Genomic DNA, 14,791 nt, shown 5'->3' on the forward strand with positions numbered 1-14,791 from the left:
CTTTCACGCGGGGCGCTCCCACGGGTGGACCCGGATCGCCCCCAGGATCTGCTCCTGGGCCGCCCGGCCCTCGTCGGTGTCGAGAACAGCGATCTCGACGCGGTGCATCCACGTGCCGTCGGTGCTCAGGACCAGCGCGATGCGGGCCTCTCGGCCACCGAGCACTGCGGTGACGACAGCCGCGCTCGAGCCGAGCGCCCCCTCGACCGCGACCTCGACCGGTCGGCGCACCTCGATGACCTGGTCGACACGGTCGGAGAGCTCGGCGATCGCCGGACCGAGCGCCCGCTCCGGTCCTGTCGGCGTGCCGAGACGCGTCGAGCGGACGCCCACGAGCAGGCTCAGCAACGGGTTGCCGTCACCCTGCCAGTGCCACAGGTGGCCGGTCGTGGCGTCGACCTGGCGCGAGACGATCCCGGCCGGTGTCGGAAGGCTCACCGGACCAAGAAGAGCCCGGGTCAGCTCGATCGAGCCCGTCCCTGTCATCAGCGCACCGCCTTCGGATCGATGTCGACCCAGTATCCCTGGCCGCCTTGACGCACCCAGACCCGGTTGGCCAGCTCCCCCTCGGCGCCGTACTCGATCTCGAGCTCGGCGACCTTGATGTCGACGCCGTGCTCCTCGCTGGCATAGGTCTCGGTCGTGGTCGACCGCACGGTCACCTCGGCGTCGTCGTACGCGATGTCGATGGCACCGTCGACGTCACCGTTGCTGATGGCGTCCCTGAACTCGGCGAACCGAGGGTTGTCCTCGTTCATCTTCAGCTGGACGTCGACGCCCTGACCCGTGGACGTGTTGGCAGGCAGGTCCAGACCGAGCTTCTCGTTGGCCACCGCGCCGCTGATCCGACCCTCGAAGGTCGCCTCGGACATGCCGTCGTCCTTGAACTTGACCTCGCCCGACAGGGATCCCGAACCCGAGACGCCGGATCCTTCGGGTCCCAGGTCCGCGTCGGCCGATGCCGCGATCTTGAGGCCGTACTCCTCGTTGACCCAGTCGTAGTAGCCGTCGACGCGCCCTTCTGCCTCGCCCGACGCGAGGGCTGACTCGAACTCGACACTCGCCTTGCCATAGACACCGGTCTTGAAGCTCGTGATGTCCTGATCCAGGACGTAGTCGGCAACGTTCTGCGCGACCTTCCCCGGGACGTTGCCCACGTCCATGATGCCGATATCGCCGGCCTGCTCGCCGAGACCCGCGAGGAACGCGTCGGCCTCCGCCTGGTCCTTGAAGGTGAGCTCCAGCGTCGTGGTGGCGCCGGCCGATGCGTCGACATCCGACCCGCCGACGCTGATCTCGCGCCCGAGCCCCGCCTCCAAGGTCAGCGCCATCACGACCTTGCCGTCGCCCATGACCTGGTACTGGGCCTCGGCGTACCCCTCGATCTCCCACGTCGCGAGCTCGGCCTCGATGCCCAGCCACGCCCGCAGGGTGTCGAGGACCACGTCCTCGCCGTACCTCGCCGCAAGCTCAGCGTCCGTCATGCCGTCCAGGGCCGACGGCAGCTGGTCGCCCGCGTTGGACAGCGAGCCGTCGCCGCCGTCGATCGTGCCGTCCGCGGCTGCCGTCATCGCGCGGGCGAGATCGGCGTCCGCATCCGCCGCCTTCGTCAGGGCGGCCGAGATCTGCGACGCGACGGTGGTGAGCGTGAGCTCCTCCGACATGCGCTCGAAGATCGACTCGTCGTCGTAGGTCTTGGGGTCGGTGACCTGACCGCTGGTCGTGTCGACGGTGAACCCGTGCTTGCTCGCGGTGTCCATCGCACCCTCGAGATCCTTGCGGGCAGCGGCGATGTCGCTGCCCGCCAGGTCGAGCGACGCGGCCACCTTGGCCACCTCGGCAGTGACGTCACGGAGGCGGTCCACGAGCAGGGCGTGCTCCTTCGACGCGGCAGCGGCAGCATCGCCCTGCCACGACACGGGCACGCGCGAGTCGTCCACCTCGTCCTGCAGGTCGATGAGGTTCCGGCGCGTGTTGTACAACCCGTCGGCGGCGGTGTCGAGCGACGTGGACTCCCAGGTCAGGAGCTCGGCGATGGTCACCATGGCGCGACGCTCACCGCGCCTGGGCCATGGCAGGGCCACGGTTCGCGGCGGCATTGGCCTGCATGCGCATGGACGCCTCGTGGTCGGCGTGCGTGTAGGACGAGGCGCTGTTGGTCCGCGCGGTCGCGTGCGACGTGGCGTCGGTCGCCCACGTGGCGAACCGCTCGGTCCAAGCGGTCGACAACGCGGTGGCAGCGGCAGCACTGGCACTCCCGGGCAGCGCCGTGCTCACGCTGCTCAGGCCGGCCGTGGGATCGGCCGCCTTGACCGTGTCGGCCGCACTGGTCATGCCGCTTGCGGATGCCGTGATGTCAGCCACCACGGCCTCGAACGTGAACATCGTCATCGCGTGCCTCCCCAACAGGTACGGTCTGTCGCAGACAGATTGCCACAACTCGTCGCCGTGTGCGCGCGATGGGCGCCCGGAGGCCGCACGGGATCACCGTGTGTCGGTCAGGGGCTCCCGCCGACGTCCCCGCCGCCCCCAATGTCCCCGCCCCCGAAGTCGCCGGACACGTGGTCGGCCGGCCGGGCCATCGTGCCGCTCCCGTCGTCGTAGTAGGTGCCGTCCGGTCCTGTCATGAGCAGCTGCCAGAAGCCCGGCCGCGGCATGTCCCGCGCGGCCAGGTCCTCGCCGGTGATCTCGACGAGCGCGTCGCCGGGCACTGCGCGCAGTAGAACGTACGGATCGAACATCGATCCCCCGTTGACGACCAGCGACACGAGCTGCGCCTCGGACGCCCGCTGCACCGCCGCGGGAACGATCGCGGCCTTCACCGGGGCCACGGCCCGCCGCACGCCCGCCCCGACGTACGCGGCTCGCACCAGGTAGCCGCACAGGACGCCGCCGAGCACGCCGTAGATCACCGCGGACTCACGTAGGATGCCGGTCGCGAGCACCCATCCCGTCGAGACCAGCACGACGCTGAACCCGGCCGCTGACGCCCAGGTGACCGTCTTCGCGCGACCGAGCACGCGGGTCACGGTCTCCTCCGAGCGATCCCACTCCCAGCGGGAGACGCTGCTCACCACCTCGGGCTCGTCCATGAGCTCCCCCTCCCCTCGGCCTCCGGGCCATTCTCCCGGCTCCAGCACGACACTGCAGGCGATTGCTCGTCAACACCTCCTAGGCTCGTCCCATGAGCATCCGCATCGTGACCGGCGACGAGATGACGGCCCAGGACGTCTACGACATCTGGAAGATCCGTGACGCCGTGTTCTCGGTCGAGCAGCAGTGCGACGAGGAGGACGTCGACGGCCGCGACCTCCTGCCGACCATGACGCACCTGTGGCTCGCCGACGGCGACGGGCCGACGAGCTACCTGCGCTCGTACGTCGAGGACGGCGTCCGGCACATCGGGCGGGTGTGCACCCGCAAGGACCAGCGCGGCAAGGGCCTCTCGGGCTCGCTGATGCAGGAGTGCCACCGCCTCTGGGGCGACGAGCCCATCGAGCTGAACGCCCAGGCGTACCTCGAGCAGTGGTACGGGCGCTACGGGTACGTGCGGACGGGCGACAACTTCATGGAGGCCGGCATCCCCCACGTCCCGATGCGCCGCACGCCCCCGCCCGCAGGGTCCTAGCTCGGGTCGGTCACCGCGTTGACCGCCTCGGTGACGTCGCCCTCCACGACCGTCGCGTAGTCGTCCACGGCGTCGATCGCGGTCTGGAACTGCTCGGCGTACGTGAACGAGAAGCTCCGGTTGGCCTCGATGCTGTCGGCCAGCGCCGTGGCCTGGTCGATCACGTACTGGACAGCGCCCCGGACCGTGCCGGCGAGCTGCTGCTGCCCCTGCGGCACCGGCACGGCGTCGAGCTCGTCCAGTGCCCGCACGAAGGCAGGGATCAGCCGGTCCCGGACCGGCGTGCTGGTGCTCAGGACACCGCTGCCGACGTAGTCGCTCGCCCGCATGCCCAGGACCTTGCGGGCCGCCTCGATGTAGTCCACCCCGGCGTCGGCGCGCCGCAGCGTGCGGCTCAGGCGCTGGTACGGCTCCAGCAGCGTCTTCTGGGTCGCGACGGCCTCCTGCCAGACCTCCGACCGCTCGGTGCCGTACGCCGGCGCGTCGCCCAGCCGCGGCGGGTCGGCGATCACCTTGCGGACGACCCGGCGCAGGTCACCGGGGTCGGCCTGCCTCGAGCCGCGCACCTCGCGGGCGACTTCGGCGCGGAACGTCCCGACCTCGGAGAGGTACTGCGTCGCCACCTCGTCGGCCTCCGCGACCTGGGCGCCCTGCCGCTGCGCCTGCACCACCACCAGCAGCCCGACGACCGCGCCGAGCGTGAGCGTGACGAAGACCGGCAGGAACATCGTCAGCCGCCCGCCTCGTGCGCTCACCCCTCCACCGTCCCAGCGCCGAGGCCCCCGTGCAACGGGAGTCAGCCGTTGATGCGGGGCTCGACCCCGTGCAACCGCAGGCCGTACGTGAGCGCGTCGACGAGAGCCTCCCACGAGGCCTCGATGATGTTCGCGCCCACGCCGACCGTGACCCAGACGTCCTTGCCGTCGGTGGTCTCGATCAGCGTGCGGGTGATCGCATCGGTGCCGTGGCCCTGGTCGAGGATGCGGACCCGGTAGTCGGTCAGGTGGAACTGGGCGACGTCCGGGTAGACCTGCTCGATCGCCTGCCGCAGCGCGTGGTCGAGGGCGTTGACCGGGCCGTTGCCCTCACCGATGACCGCGAGGCGCACTCCCCCGGCGACGAGCTTGACCGTCGCCTCGGCCACGGCTGCGTCGCCGCGCCGCGACTCCGCCAGCACCCGCCACGACTCCACGTCGAAGAACGACGGGCGGACGCCGTCCATCTCCTCGGCCAGCAGCAACTCGAACGAGGCGTCGGCCGCCTCGAAGGTGTACCCGGCGCGCTCCATGCTCTTGACCCGGTCGGTGACGCGGCCCAGGCGCTCGGCGTCGCCCGTGAGGTCGTAGCCCAGCTCCTTGCCCTTGAGCTCGATCGTCGCCCGCCCGGCCATCTCGGACACCAGCAGGCGCATGTCGTTGCCGACTAGTGCCGGGTCGATGTGCTGGTACAGGTTGGGGTCGACGCGGATCGCGCTGGCGTGCAGGCCGGCCTTGTGCGCGAACGACGAGACGCCCGTGTAGGGCTGGCGGGCGTGCGGCGGGTAGTTGGTGATCTCGGAGATCGCGTGCGAGATGCGGGTCGCCTCCGCGAGACGTCCCTCCGGCAGGGCCGTGACGCCGAGCTTGAGCTCGAGGTTGGCCACGCAGGTGACCAGGTCGGCGTTGCCCGTGCGCTCGCCGTACCCGTTGATGCAACCCTGCAGGTGCGTCGCGCCGGCCTGCACGGCCGCCATCGAGTTGGCGACGGCGCAGCCGGTGTCGTTGTGGGCGTGGATCCCCAGGCGTACGCCCGTCGTGGCGACGTCGGCGACGATCTCGGCGACCCAGTGCGGCAGCATCCCGCCGTTCGTGTCGCACAGCACGGCGACCTCGGCACCCGCGTCGCCCGCCGCCCGCACGACCTCCAGGGCGTAGTCGCGGTTGGCCCGGTAGCCGTCGAAGAAGTGCTCCATGTCGACGAAGACGCGCTGCCCTCCCTCCCGCAGGTACGTCACGGTGTCACGCACCATCGCGAGGTTCTCCTCCAGTGTCGTGCGCAGCGCCTCGGTCACGTGGCGGTCGTGGCTCTTGGCCACCAGGGTCACCACGGACGCCCCCGAGTCGCGCAGCGCCTGCACCAACGGGTCCTGCGACGCCTCCACACCCGCGCGACGGGTCGCGCCGAACGCCGCCAGCGTCGCGTTCTTGAGGTCGAGCTCCTTGGCCGCGAGGGCGAAGAACTCGGTGTCCTTGGGGTTGGAGCCGGGCCAGCCGCCCTCGATGTAGCCCACACCGAGGTCGTCGAGGTGGCGGGCGATGTGGAGCTTGTCCTGCACGGAGAGGTTGAGGCCCTCCTGCTGCGCGCCGTCGCGCATCGTCGTGTCGTAGACGTGGAAGTCGCTCGCCTGCTGGTGTCCTGCGCTCACTGCTTCGTCCTTCGGTCCGGTCATCGGCTGGCTCGGGCAACAAAAAAGCCCCCCAGAGCATGGGAGGCAGCGCGTCGGGGGCGTGGAATCAGTGCCCGGCGCGCCTGTCGATAATGATCGAGATGCTCTGCATGCGGTCAGTCTAGACTGACCGATCTATGACCGCCAGACCCGTTCCCCTCACGGTGGAGCCCAGCGTGATGTACGCCGTCGTGACAGCGGCACCGCTGGAGTCCGAGGACCTCATCCCCCCGCCGTCGCCCGAGCTGCTGCGGCGCTACGGCACGTCCGAGCCGGCGCTGGAGCGACTGCGCACGCGCCAGCACCAGCTGCTCCTGATGCGCACCTGTCACGTCGAGGACGCCGCCTTCACCCAGCGCGACGTCCGCGTCGAGGCCCTGCGCCTCGCCGAGGAGCACGACGGGGTGGTCATCGACCTCGCGATCCCCCGTGTGGTCGAGGAGCGCGCCGACGCGGTCTCGCTCGCCCACGCCACACAGTGGTACGTCGCGGACTACGCCCACCTCGACGCCGGGGAGCTGCGCACCGTCGGGCTGACGTCGTTCGGCCTGCCCGAGATCCACCTGCAGGGCGTCGACCGGGGACAGCACGCGATGTACGGGGCCGTTCTCGCCGGGCTCGTGCACCGCCTCATCGCCGAGTGGCCGGCCAACGACCCGGTCGGCGAGGCCACCGTGACACTGCGCGACATCGCGTACGGACTCGGCGACCCGTCCGCCGCGGAGACCCCGAAGGACCGGGCCGTGGCGATCCGCATCGACTACGACGCACAGGAGAACCACCTGGTCGTCCGGGTGCTCGACGACCCCGCGACGACACTGTTCGCCCCCTGATCGGCCGGACCCGCCCCCGTCAGGGCTTGGGCTGGTACGTGCGCGGTGCGAGGTTGGCCAGGGTCTCCGGTCGCAGGATCGCCTCGAGCTTCTCCCGCGGGAGCAGGCCGTGCTCGAGCACGAGCTCGGCCACGCCGCGTCCGGTCGCCAGGGCCTCCTTGGCCACCTCCGTCGCCGCGGCGTACCCGATGTAGGGGTTGAGCGCGGTGACCAGGCCGATCGAGTTCTCCACCTCGGCGCGCAGCAGCTCGGCGTTCGCGGTGATGCCGTCGACGCACCGGCCCGCGAGCACCATGATCGCCTCGCGCAGCCGGGAGATGCCGGCGGACAGCGAGTAGCAGATGACCGGCTCGAACGCGTTGAGCTGCAGCTGTCCGGACTCGGCCGCCATCGTGACCGTGACGTCGTGACCGATGATCTGGAACGCGACCTGGTTGACGACCTCAGGGATCACGGGGTTCACCTTGCCGGGCATGATGCTCGACCCGGCCTGCACCGCGGGCAGGTTGATCTCGTTGAAGCCGGCGCGGGGACCCGACGACAGGAGGCGCAGGTCGTTGCAGATCTTCGACAGCTTGACCGCGACGCGCTTGAGCGTGCCGGACAGCTGCACGAACGCACCGCAGTCCTGCGTCGCCTCGATCAGGTCGACGGCACTCTCCAGGGGCAGCCCGGTGAGCCTCGCCAGGTGCTCGCACGCCGACGAGACATAGCCCGCGGGGGCGTTCAGCATCGTCCCGATGGCGGTGGCACCCAGGTTGATCTCGTGCAGCAGCAGGACGGCCTCGCCGAGGCGCGCGCGGTCCTCGCCGATCATCAGGGAGTACGTGTGGAACTCCTGGCCGAGCGTCATCGGCACGGCGTCCTGCAGCTGGGTGCGCCCCATCTTGAGGACGTCGTGGAACTCGTCGGCCTTGCGGGCGAAGGACTCCTCCAGCACCTCCATGGCGGCCAGCAGGTCCTTCGTGGCGAGGATGATCGCGATCTTGACGGCCGTCGGGTAGACGTCATTGGTGGACTGGCTCAGGTTCACGTGCTCGTTGGGATGCAGGAGCGCGTACTCGCCCTTCTTGTGCCCCATCAGCTCGAGCGCGCGGTTCGCGATGACCTCGTTGGCGTTCATGTTCGTCGAGGTGCCGGCGCCGCCCTGGATGACGTCGACCACGAACTGGTCGGCGAGCGCCCCGCCGCGGATCTCCTCGCAGGCGTCCGTGATCGCCGCGTGCCGCTCGTCGTCCAGCAGCCCCAGGTCGTGGTTCGCCGCGGCGGCCGCCTGCTTGACGCTCGCCAGGGCCTCGACGAGGTACGGGCTCTTGCCGATCGGGATGCCGGTGATGGGGAAGTTCTCGAGCGCGCGGAGCGTGTGCACGCCCCAGTAGGCCTCGAGGGGAACCTCACGGTCTCCGATCAGGTCGTGCTCGGAACGTGTGGCGACGGACATGAACTCTCCTCGGTCGTGACGGTGGTCACAACCAGAGTTTCACAGATGCCCGACCACCCCACGTCCGAGCAGGTGCCACGTCAGGAGACGATGCGCTGCATCCAGCCGTGCCGGTCCTCGGCGCGCCCGTACTGGATGTCGACCAGCGCGGACCGGATGTCACTCGTGACCTTGCCGGGCTCGCCGTCACCGGACACGGCCTCACCGCCGTCCCACTTCAGGGACGCGACCGGGGTGACGACGGCGGCGGTGCCGCACGCGAAGACCTCGGTGATCGTGCCGTCCGCGGCACCCTCGCGCCACTCGTCGATCGACACCCGGCGCTCGACGACCTCGTGCCCGAGGTCGCGGCCGATCTGCATGATCGAGTCACGGGTGACCCCCTCGAGGATCGACCCCGACAGCTCCGGCGTGACGATCGAGCCGTCGGAGTGGACGAAGTACAGGTTCATCCCGCCCAGCTCCTCGATCCACTTCTGCTCGGTCGAGTCCAGGAACGCCACCTGGGCGCAGCCGTGCTCGGCGGCCTCCTGCTGCGGCAGCAGCGACGCGGCGTAGTTGCCACCGCACTTGGCGGCGCCGGTGCCACCGGCGCCTGCGCGGGAGAACTCCGACGACAACCAGATCGAGACCGCCTGGACGCCACCGGAGAAGTACGCGCCGGCCGGCGAGGCGATGACCGAGTAGGTCACGTGCTGGCTCGGGCGGACGCCGAGGAACACCTCGGACGCGAACATGAACGGACGCAGGTAGAGGCTCTTCTCGCCGCCGGCCGGGATCCAGTCGCGGTCGGTCTCGACGAGGGCCTTGATCGAGCCGAGGAACCAGTCGATCGGCAGCTCCGGCAGCGCCAGACGGTGCGCCGACCGCTGCATCCGGGCCGCGTTCGCCTCGGGGCGGAACAGCCAGACCGAGCCGTCCTCGTGGACGTACGCCTTGAGGCCCTCGAAGATCTCCTGCGCGTAGTGCAGGACGGCCGTCGCGGGGTCGATCTGGAGCGGGCCGTAGGGCACGACGCGGGCGTTGGCCCAGTCGGTCTCGGGGGTCCACTCGGCCAGGAACATGTGGTCGGTGAAGTGGTTGCCGAAGCCCGGGTTCGCGAGGATCGTGTCGCGCTCCTCCGCGGGCTTCGCCGCGTCGTTACGGGTGAAGGTCGCGGAGAACGGGGTGGAGGTCATGATGGTCACGGTACAACTCTCTGTCGGGCGAAGGTAAGCGGTCGTTAACCGACCGGTACGCCCTCGGCCGCGCCCAGATCCGTGACGCTCTGCGCGATGGCCTCCCCCACCTCCTCGGTGGAACGGGGGACGGCGCCGCGTCCGGCGATGTCGGCCTCGACGGCCGCGGTGATCTGCGCGGCGGCCTCGGGCACGCCGAGGTGCTCGAGCAGCAGGGCACCCGACAGGATCGCCGCGGTCGGGTCGGCCTTCGACTGTCCCGCGATGTCGGGAGCCGAGCCGTGGACCGGCTCGAACATGCTCGGCGTCGTCCGGTCGGGGTTGACGTTGCCGCTCGCGGCCAGGCCGATGCCACCGGTGATCGCCGCGGCAAGGTCGGTGAGGATGTCGCCGAACAGGTTGTCGGTGACGATGACGTCGAACCGAGCCGGGTCGGTCACGAGGAAGATCGTGGCCGCGTCGACGTGCAGGTAGTCGACCGTCACGTCGGGGAACTCCGGTGCGACGGCGGCGACGGTCCGGCTCCAGAGGTGACCCGCGTGGACGAGGACGTTGTTCTTGTGGACCAGCGTCAGCTTCTTGCGCGGACGCGCCTGGGCGCGGGCGAAGGCGTCGCGGACGACGCGCTCCACGCCGTACGCGGTGTTGATGCTGACCTCGGTCGCGAGCTCGTGCGGCGTACCGACGCGGATCGCACCGCCGTTGCCGACGTACGGCCCCTCGGTGCCCTCACGGACGACCACGAAGTCGATGTCGCCGGGATCGCCCAGCGGGGTGGCCACACCCGGGAACAGCTTGGACGGGCGCAGGTTGACGTAGTGGTCGAGCGCGAAGCGCAGCTTGAGCAGGAGTCCGCGCTCGAGGACGCCCGACGGCACGCTCGGGTCGCCGATCGCACCGAGCAGGATCGCGTCGTGACCGCGGATCTCCTCCAGGACCGAGTCCGGCAGGGTCTCCCCCGTCGCGTGGTAGCGACGTGCGCCGAGGTCGTAGTCCGTGGTGGTGAACGCGAGGTCGTGCGCCGGGGCGATGACGTCCAGGACCTTGAGGGCCTGCGAGGTCACCTCGGGTCCGATGCCGTCACCGGCCACGACTGCGAGCGAGAAAGAGCGGGTCATGGGCGACATCCTACGGAACACATCTCAGGATGTGAAACTGCGGTATCGACATGTGGTCAGTTGTCGTCGGGTCGCTCGGACGGCTCGATCTCGGTCCGCGGCGCCTCGTCACGCAGGTGCGCCGGTCCCCACTCCATCAGGTTGCGGTCCATGATCTTCTCCTTCGGTTCGGACGGATGTCTGGCGGTGCGGGTCCGGCGAAGGTCCGCCGTTCGGCACGCGCCACATGTCCGGAGATCGTCCGGGGAGAGATGTCAGATGTGCGATTCAGATCATGATCGCGAACCCTGCGGGCGGAACGGCGGGCCAACGCCGAAACACCGCGGCAGGGTGTGGCCCTAAGAGGCCCTGCCGCGGCAAGCGATGAGTACGAGCTGCTTCCGCATGGTGCTGACAGCCTACGCAGACGATCCGGGCAGCGTCCGCAATCGGGGCGCGCGTCTCAGTCGACGAGACGTCGCGGGGCTCGCGGGGTCACGGTCCGTGGAACACTGGTGACGTGAGTGCACCCGCCGAAGTCCCCGATCTCGTCGCGAGGACCCTGGATCTTTCCCGTCAGCGGGGCTTCATCACGTCGATCCGCAACGAGACCGGCCGGCTGCTGGCCGCCCTGGCCGCATCCCGCCGGGGCACGCTCGCCGAGCTCGGCACCGGCTGTGGCGTGGGCTCGGCCTGGCTCTCCAGCGGTGCGCCGAAGGACGCGCGGGTCGTCAGCGCCGAGCTCGACCCGGCCCTGGCCCAGGACGTCCAGAAGATCTTCGCCGACACCGACAACGTCGACGTCATCGCCGGCGACTGGTCGACGCTCGAGCAGTACGCCCCGTTCTCGCTGCTGTTCGTCGACGTGCGCGAGGTCATGGAGAGCATCGACGTGCTGGCCGACCTGATGGAGCCCGGCGGCATGGTCATCCTCGACGACTTCGTCCCGTCGGCCTTCTGGCCGCCGATCGTGGAGGGCCGGGTCGACACCGTCCGCGAGCAGTGGCTCACCGACGAGCGCTTCGCCGCGGTCGAGATGCTGATCGACGTCGACGCATCGCTGCTCATCGCCACCCGCCGCTGACCCCACGAGTCACGTACGGACGCCGAGGAGTCACGTACGGACGTCCACGAGTCACGTACGGACGCCCAGGAGTCACTCGCAGACGGGCGCCGCCGCGCTAGGTGACTCGTCACCTTCCGTGCGTGACTCGTCGGCGTCGTCCGTGCGCGACTCGTCAGCGTCCGTACGCGACTCGTCGGCGGTGGTGGAGGAGGTGAAGGGCATGAAGAACTGGACGATGGGGCCGATCGTGAGGGCGTACAGGACCGTGCCGACGCCCACGGTGCCGCCGAGGAGGAACCCGACCCCGAGCACCGTGACCTCGATGACCGTCCGCCACAGCCGGACGCTGCGGCCCGTCCGCCTGACGAGGCCGAGCCACAGCCCGTCGCGGGGACCCGAACCGAGCGCCGCGCCGATGTAGAGCGCTCCGGCGAAGCCGTTGCCGACGATGCCGCCGACGAGCAGGAGCACCCGCAACCACAGCTGGTCCGGCTGGACGATCAGCGCGATGCCGAAGTCCGCCGCGAGGCCGATGACCAGGACGTTGAGCACCGTCCCGACGCCCGGGCGTTGCCGCAACGGGATCCACAGCAGCAGGATGAAGGCGCCCGTGACGATGACGACCTGGCCGAACGTCAGGCCCACGTGCTCGGTCACACCCTCGTGGAAGACGTCCCACGGGTCGAGGCCCAGCGTCGACTCGACCATCATCGCCATCGTGAAGCCGTAGAGGAACAGGCCGACGTTGAGGCGGACCAGCCGCCCGATGATCCCGTTCATCGGCGCAGCTGCTGCGTGGCCCAGTCCCCGAGCTCGGATTCGATGACGAGCATGGTGGCCTCCTTGAAGGCGTGAGGGGGGTGAACCGGTTTGGCTCCTGGTTTGAGTGTGACGCCCTGAATCGTCAAGAACAAGCGAACAGAACTGCATGCAATGTGTAGTCTTGCTACATGGATGTGTATCGACTCTCTTTGCTGCGGGAACTCAGCTCCTCGGGGTGGCTGCGCGGGGGCGGGTTGGTGCCGAGCCCGTCGCGCGCGACGAGACGCACGAGCCGGACGATCGACAGCACCACCAGGAGGCCGATGACGACGAGGAACACGTTCATGCGTCCAGCGTGAAGCCGATTGGCCCTGTATTCCATAGCCAATCATGACACAGTGGACTCATGGCACTGATCCTCTCCGCCCGCCGTCTCGCCGACCTGCTCGGTCCGCTCGACCACGCCGGCCCGGCGTACCGGGAGATCGCGGACCGCATCCGTCTGCTCGTCGTCGACGGACGCGTCGGGGACGGGAGCCGGCTGCCGTCCGAACGTGAGCTCGCGGCCGCGATCGGGGTGAGCCGCACGACGACCAGCCGCGTGTACGCCGAGCTGCGCGACCTGGGCATCCTGCACTCACGCCAGGGGTCGGGCAGCGTCGTCCGGGTCCCGCTCGAGGCCTCCAGCGCCAGCAGCCTGATCGTCACGCCGGACGACTCCGACACGATCGCCCTGACCTACTCCGCGCCGGCCGGGACGCCCGGGCTCGCGAGGGCGTTCCAGACCGCGGCGACCAAGCTGCCGGGCCTGCTCGCGACGACGGGCTACCTGCCCGACGGGCTGCCGGTGCTGCGGGAGATCCTCGCGCAGCGCTACACCGAGGCGGGCCTGCCGACCGATCCCGGGCAGATCATCGTGACGAGCGGGGCGATGGGTGCGATCTCGCTGCTCGCCCGCGTGCTCGTCGACCCCGGCAACCGGGTCGTCGTCGAGGGGATCAGCTATCCGCACGCCCACGAGTCGTTCACCGCCGCCGGCGCCCGCCTGTCGGCCCTCCCGGTCGACCGGTCCCCGTGGGAGCCGGCCGTGATGGCCGAGACGCTGGCCGGATCGACCCATCGCGCCGCGTACCTCATCCCGGACTTCCACAACCCGACCGCGGCCGTCATGACCGACGCGGAACGCATCGCGTGGGCCCGCGAGCTGCGGCGGCACGACGTCGTCCCGATCGTGGACGAGTCACTGCGCGAGATCAACCTGGACGGCGTCGAGATGCCGCCGGTGTTCGCGACGTACGACCCGCGGGCGCTCCTGATGGGCTCGTCGTCCAAGTCGTTCTGGGGCGGTCTGCGGGTCGGCTGGATCCGGGCACCGCACGACCTGGTCATGCCGATCGTGCAGGCCCGGATGATGGACGACCTGGGCACGTCGGCGTTCGACCAGCTGGTGCTGGCCGAGCTGCTGACCGAGGGCGGGCAGACCGCCGCGGCCGGACGTGCGCGGCTCCGCGCCGGGCGGGACCACCTGCTGGCCGAGCTGGCTCGCGAGCTCCCCGACTTCGCCGCGCCGTGCCCGGCAGGCGGGCTCAACCTCTGGCTCTCCCTCCCCGACCGCATCTCGTCCCGGCTGACCGCTGCCGCCTCCCGGAACGGGCTGCTGCTCACCCCGGGGCCCCGCTTCTTCAGCCGCGCTGGGGCAGCCGGTGAGCGCCACCTCCGCATGCCGTACACCCAGTCCCACGAGACCCTCACCGAGGCGGTCCGCCGCCTCCGCCTCGCGTACGAGGAGGTCATCGGCTCGTCCGAGCCGGCCGCCGGGCCCCGGCGGACCGGGACGCTCGAGATGATCGCCTGAGAGCTGCACTCCCCCGCCCACCCCTTCGAGGAGAGACATGACCGACGCCCCGGCCCCACGCCCTCCCGTCCCGCCCTTCGACGAGGCGACGGCCCGCCAGAAGGTCCAGGCGGCGGAGGACGCCTGGAACAGCCGCGACCCCCGCCGGGTCGCGGGCGCGTACACCCCGGACTCGCAGTGGCGGAACCGCTCGGAGTTCGTGACCGGGCACGACGAGATCGTCGCGTTCCTGACCGCCAAGTGGGAGCGCGAGCTCGACTACGCGCTGCGCAAGAGCCTCTGGGCGTTCAGCGGCAACCACATCGCCGTCCGGTTCCAGTACGAGTGGCACGACGCCGACGGCCAGTGGTGGCGCAGCCACGGCAACGAGAACTGGGAGTTCGACGAGCGCGGCTACATGAACCGTCGCGAGGCGAGCATCAACGACGTCCCGATCGACGAGGCCGACCGCCGCATCTTCGGCCCCCGGTCGCCCGAGGACACGACGGACATCCCGCTGCGCTGAC

General features: G+C 70.2%; 16 protein-coding genes. 5 read left to right on the forward strand and 11 right to left on the reverse strand.

Annotated elements, in window-relative coordinates:
- Positions 1 to 3: 3 nt before the first annotated feature.
- The 4 genes from C3E78_RS11875 to C3E78_RS11890 form a co-directional block, all read right to left on the reverse strand.
- Positions 4 to 486: a hypothetical protein gene (locus tag C3E78_RS11875; RefSeq protein WP_108578633.1), complete on the reverse strand. Its 483-nt coding sequence runs from the start codon at positions 484 to 486 to the stop codon at positions 4 to 6.
- Entirely contained in the window at positions 486 to 2,045 is a 1,560-nt protein-coding gene (locus tag C3E78_RS11880) for a hypothetical protein (protein ID WP_108578635.1), read from the reverse strand. The genes C3E78_RS11875 and C3E78_RS11880 overlap by 1 nt, the downstream gene beginning before the upstream one ends.
- Before the next feature lie 10 nt (positions 2,046 to 2,055).
- Positions 2,056 to 2,391 (reverse strand): hypothetical protein, encoded by a 336-nt coding sequence (locus tag C3E78_RS11885; RefSeq protein WP_108578637.1) that lies wholly within the window; start codon positions 2,389 to 2,391, stop codon positions 2,056 to 2,058.
- Between the two features lie 107 nt (positions 2,392 to 2,498).
- Positions 2,499 to 3,092, reverse strand: coding sequence for a hypothetical protein (locus C3E78_RS11890; protein ID WP_108578639.1), 594 nt, complete (start codon positions 3,090 to 3,092; stop codon positions 2,499 to 2,501).
- Positions 3,093 to 3,184: 92 nt separating this feature from the next.
- Between C3E78_RS11890 and C3E78_RS11895 the strand changes: the two genes are divergently transcribed.
- A complete protein-coding gene (locus C3E78_RS11895; RefSeq protein WP_108578641.1) occupies positions 3,185 to 3,628 on the forward strand; it encodes a GNAT family N-acetyltransferase in 444 nt (147 codons plus the stop codon).
- On the opposite strand, the gene C3E78_RS11900 is transcribed toward C3E78_RS11895, so the two are convergent.
- The gene (locus C3E78_RS11900; RefSeq protein WP_135804801.1) at positions 3,625 to 4,383 is read right to left on the reverse strand and encodes a hypothetical protein; all 759 of its coding nucleotides are present in this window, start codon (positions 4,381 to 4,383) and stop codon (positions 3,625 to 3,627) included. The genes C3E78_RS11895 and C3E78_RS11900 overlap by 4 nt on opposite strands.
- Positions 4,384 to 4,424: 41 nt before the next feature.
- Positions 4,425 to 6,032: a citramalate synthase gene (gene cimA, locus C3E78_RS11905; RefSeq protein WP_268916150.1), complete on the reverse strand. Its 1,608-nt coding sequence runs from the start codon at positions 6,030 to 6,032 to the stop codon at positions 4,425 to 4,427.
- A gap of 158 nt (positions 6,033 to 6,190) precedes the next feature.
- On the opposite strand from cimA, the gene C3E78_RS11910 reads away from it, so the two are divergent.
- Positions 6,191 to 6,886 (forward strand): hypothetical protein, encoded by a 696-nt coding sequence (locus tag C3E78_RS11910; RefSeq protein WP_135804802.1) that lies wholly within the window; start codon positions 6,191 to 6,193, stop codon positions 6,884 to 6,886.
- 19 nt (positions 6,887 to 6,905) lie between these two features.
- Here the strand turns inward: C3E78_RS11910 and aspA are convergent, their stop codons facing one another.
- The 3 genes from aspA to C3E78_RS11925 all read right to left on the reverse strand — a co-directional run bounded on the left by aspA (position 6,906) and on the right by C3E78_RS11925 (position 10,623).
- Positions 6,906 to 8,327: an aspartate ammonia-lyase gene (gene aspA, locus C3E78_RS11915; RefSeq protein WP_108578649.1), complete on the reverse strand. Its 1,422-nt coding sequence runs from the start codon at positions 8,325 to 8,327 to the stop codon at positions 6,906 to 6,908.
- An 80-nt stretch (positions 8,328 to 8,407) separates the two neighbouring features.
- Positions 8,408 to 9,505, reverse strand: a complete 1,098-nt coding sequence (locus C3E78_RS11920) for a branched-chain amino acid aminotransferase (RefSeq protein ID WP_108580871.1) — start codon at positions 9,503 to 9,505, stop codon at positions 8,408 to 8,410.
- 44 nt (positions 9,506 to 9,549) lie between these two features.
- Complete coding sequence (locus C3E78_RS11925) at positions 9,550 to 10,623, reverse strand: 3-isopropylmalate dehydrogenase (RefSeq protein WP_108578651.1); 1,074 nt, start codon at positions 10,621 to 10,623, stop codon at positions 9,550 to 9,552.
- Positions 10,624 to 11,122: 499 nt separating this feature from the next.
- On the opposite strand from C3E78_RS11925, the gene C3E78_RS11930 reads away from it, so the two are divergent.
- Entirely contained in the window at positions 11,123 to 11,686 is a 564-nt protein-coding gene (locus tag C3E78_RS11930; protein WP_108578653.1) for an O-methyltransferase, read from the forward strand.
- Positions 11,687 to 11,758: 72 nt separating this feature from the next.
- Here C3E78_RS11930 and yczE read toward each other — a convergent pair whose 3' ends face one another.
- Both yczE and C3E78_RS18475 read right to left on the reverse strand, forming a co-directional pair.
- Positions 11,759 to 12,448: a membrane protein YczE gene (yczE, locus tag C3E78_RS11935; RefSeq protein WP_199906811.1), complete on the reverse strand. Its 690-nt coding sequence runs from the start codon at positions 12,446 to 12,448 to the stop codon at positions 11,759 to 11,761.
- 166 nt (positions 12,449 to 12,614) lie between these two features.
- Entirely contained in the window at positions 12,615 to 12,776 is a 162-nt protein-coding gene (locus C3E78_RS18475) for a hypothetical protein (RefSeq protein WP_168217171.1), read from the reverse strand.
- A 60-nt stretch (positions 12,777 to 12,836) separates the two neighbouring features.
- On the opposite strand from C3E78_RS18475, the gene yczR reads away from it, so the two are divergent.
- Together yczR and C3E78_RS11945 are read left to right on the forward strand one after the other, a co-directional pair.
- Entirely contained in the window at positions 12,837 to 14,285 is a 1,449-nt protein-coding gene (gene yczR / locus C3E78_RS11940) for a MocR-like transcription factor YczR (protein ID WP_108578655.1), read from the forward strand.
- Positions 14,286 to 14,322: 37 nt separating this feature from the next.
- The gene (locus C3E78_RS11945) at positions 14,323 to 14,790 is read left to right on the forward strand and encodes a nuclear transport factor 2 family protein (RefSeq protein WP_108578657.1); all 468 of its coding nucleotides are present in this window, start codon (positions 14,323 to 14,325) and stop codon (positions 14,788 to 14,790) included.
- Position 14,791: the final 1 nt, after the last annotated feature.

Source organism: Aeromicrobium chenweiae (assembly GCF_003065605.1).
Lineage (GTDB): Bacteria > Actinomycetota > Actinomycetes > Propionibacteriales > Nocardioidaceae > Aeromicrobium > Aeromicrobium chenweiae.

Coding starts and splice junctions, on each gene's coding strand:
- C3E78_RS11875 (WP_108578633.1), bottom strand. CDS start 486: ATGACAGGGACGGGCTCGATCGAGCTGACCCGGGCTCTTCTTGGTCCG.
- C3E78_RS11880 (WP_108578635.1), bottom strand. CDS start 2,045: ATGGTGACCATCGCCGAGCTCCTGACCTGGGAGTCCACGTCGCTCGAC.
- C3E78_RS11885 (WP_108578637.1), bottom strand. CDS start 2,391: ATGACGATGTTCACGTTCGAGGCCGTGGTGGCTGACATCACGGCATCC.
- C3E78_RS11890 (WP_108578639.1), bottom strand. CDS start 3,092: ATGGACGAGCCCGAGGTGGTGAGCAGCGTCTCCCGCTGGGAGTGGGAT.
- C3E78_RS11895 (WP_108578641.1), top strand. CDS start 3,185: ATGAGCATCCGCATCGTGACCGGCGACGAGATGACGGCCCAGGACGTC.
- C3E78_RS11910 (WP_135804802.1), top strand. CDS start 6,191: ATGACCGCCAGACCCGTTCCCCTCACGGTGGAGCCCAGCGTGATGTAC.
- aspA (WP_108578649.1), bottom strand. CDS start 8,327: ATGTCCGTCGCCACACGTTCCGAGCACGACCTGATCGGAGACCGTGAG.
- C3E78_RS11920 (WP_108580871.1), bottom strand. CDS start 9,505: ATGACCTCCACCCCGTTCTCCGCGACCTTCACCCGTAACGACGCGGCG.
- C3E78_RS11925 (WP_108578651.1), bottom strand. CDS start 10,623: ATGACCCGCTCTTTCTCGCTCGCAGTCGTGGCCGGTGACGGCATCGGA.
- yczE (WP_199906811.1), bottom strand. CDS start 12,448: ATGAACGGGATCATCGGGCGGCTGGTCCGCCTCAACGTCGGCCTGTTC.
- C3E78_RS18475 (WP_168217171.1), bottom strand. CDS start 12,776: ATGAACGTGTTCCTCGTCGTCATCGGCCTCCTGGTGGTGCTGTCGATC.
- yczR (WP_108578655.1), top strand. CDS start 12,837: ATGGCACTGATCCTCTCCGCCCGCCGTCTCGCCGACCTGCTCGGTCCG.
- C3E78_RS11945 (WP_108578657.1), top strand. CDS start 14,323: ATGACCGACGCCCCGGCCCCACGCCCTCCCGTCCCGCCCTTCGACGAG.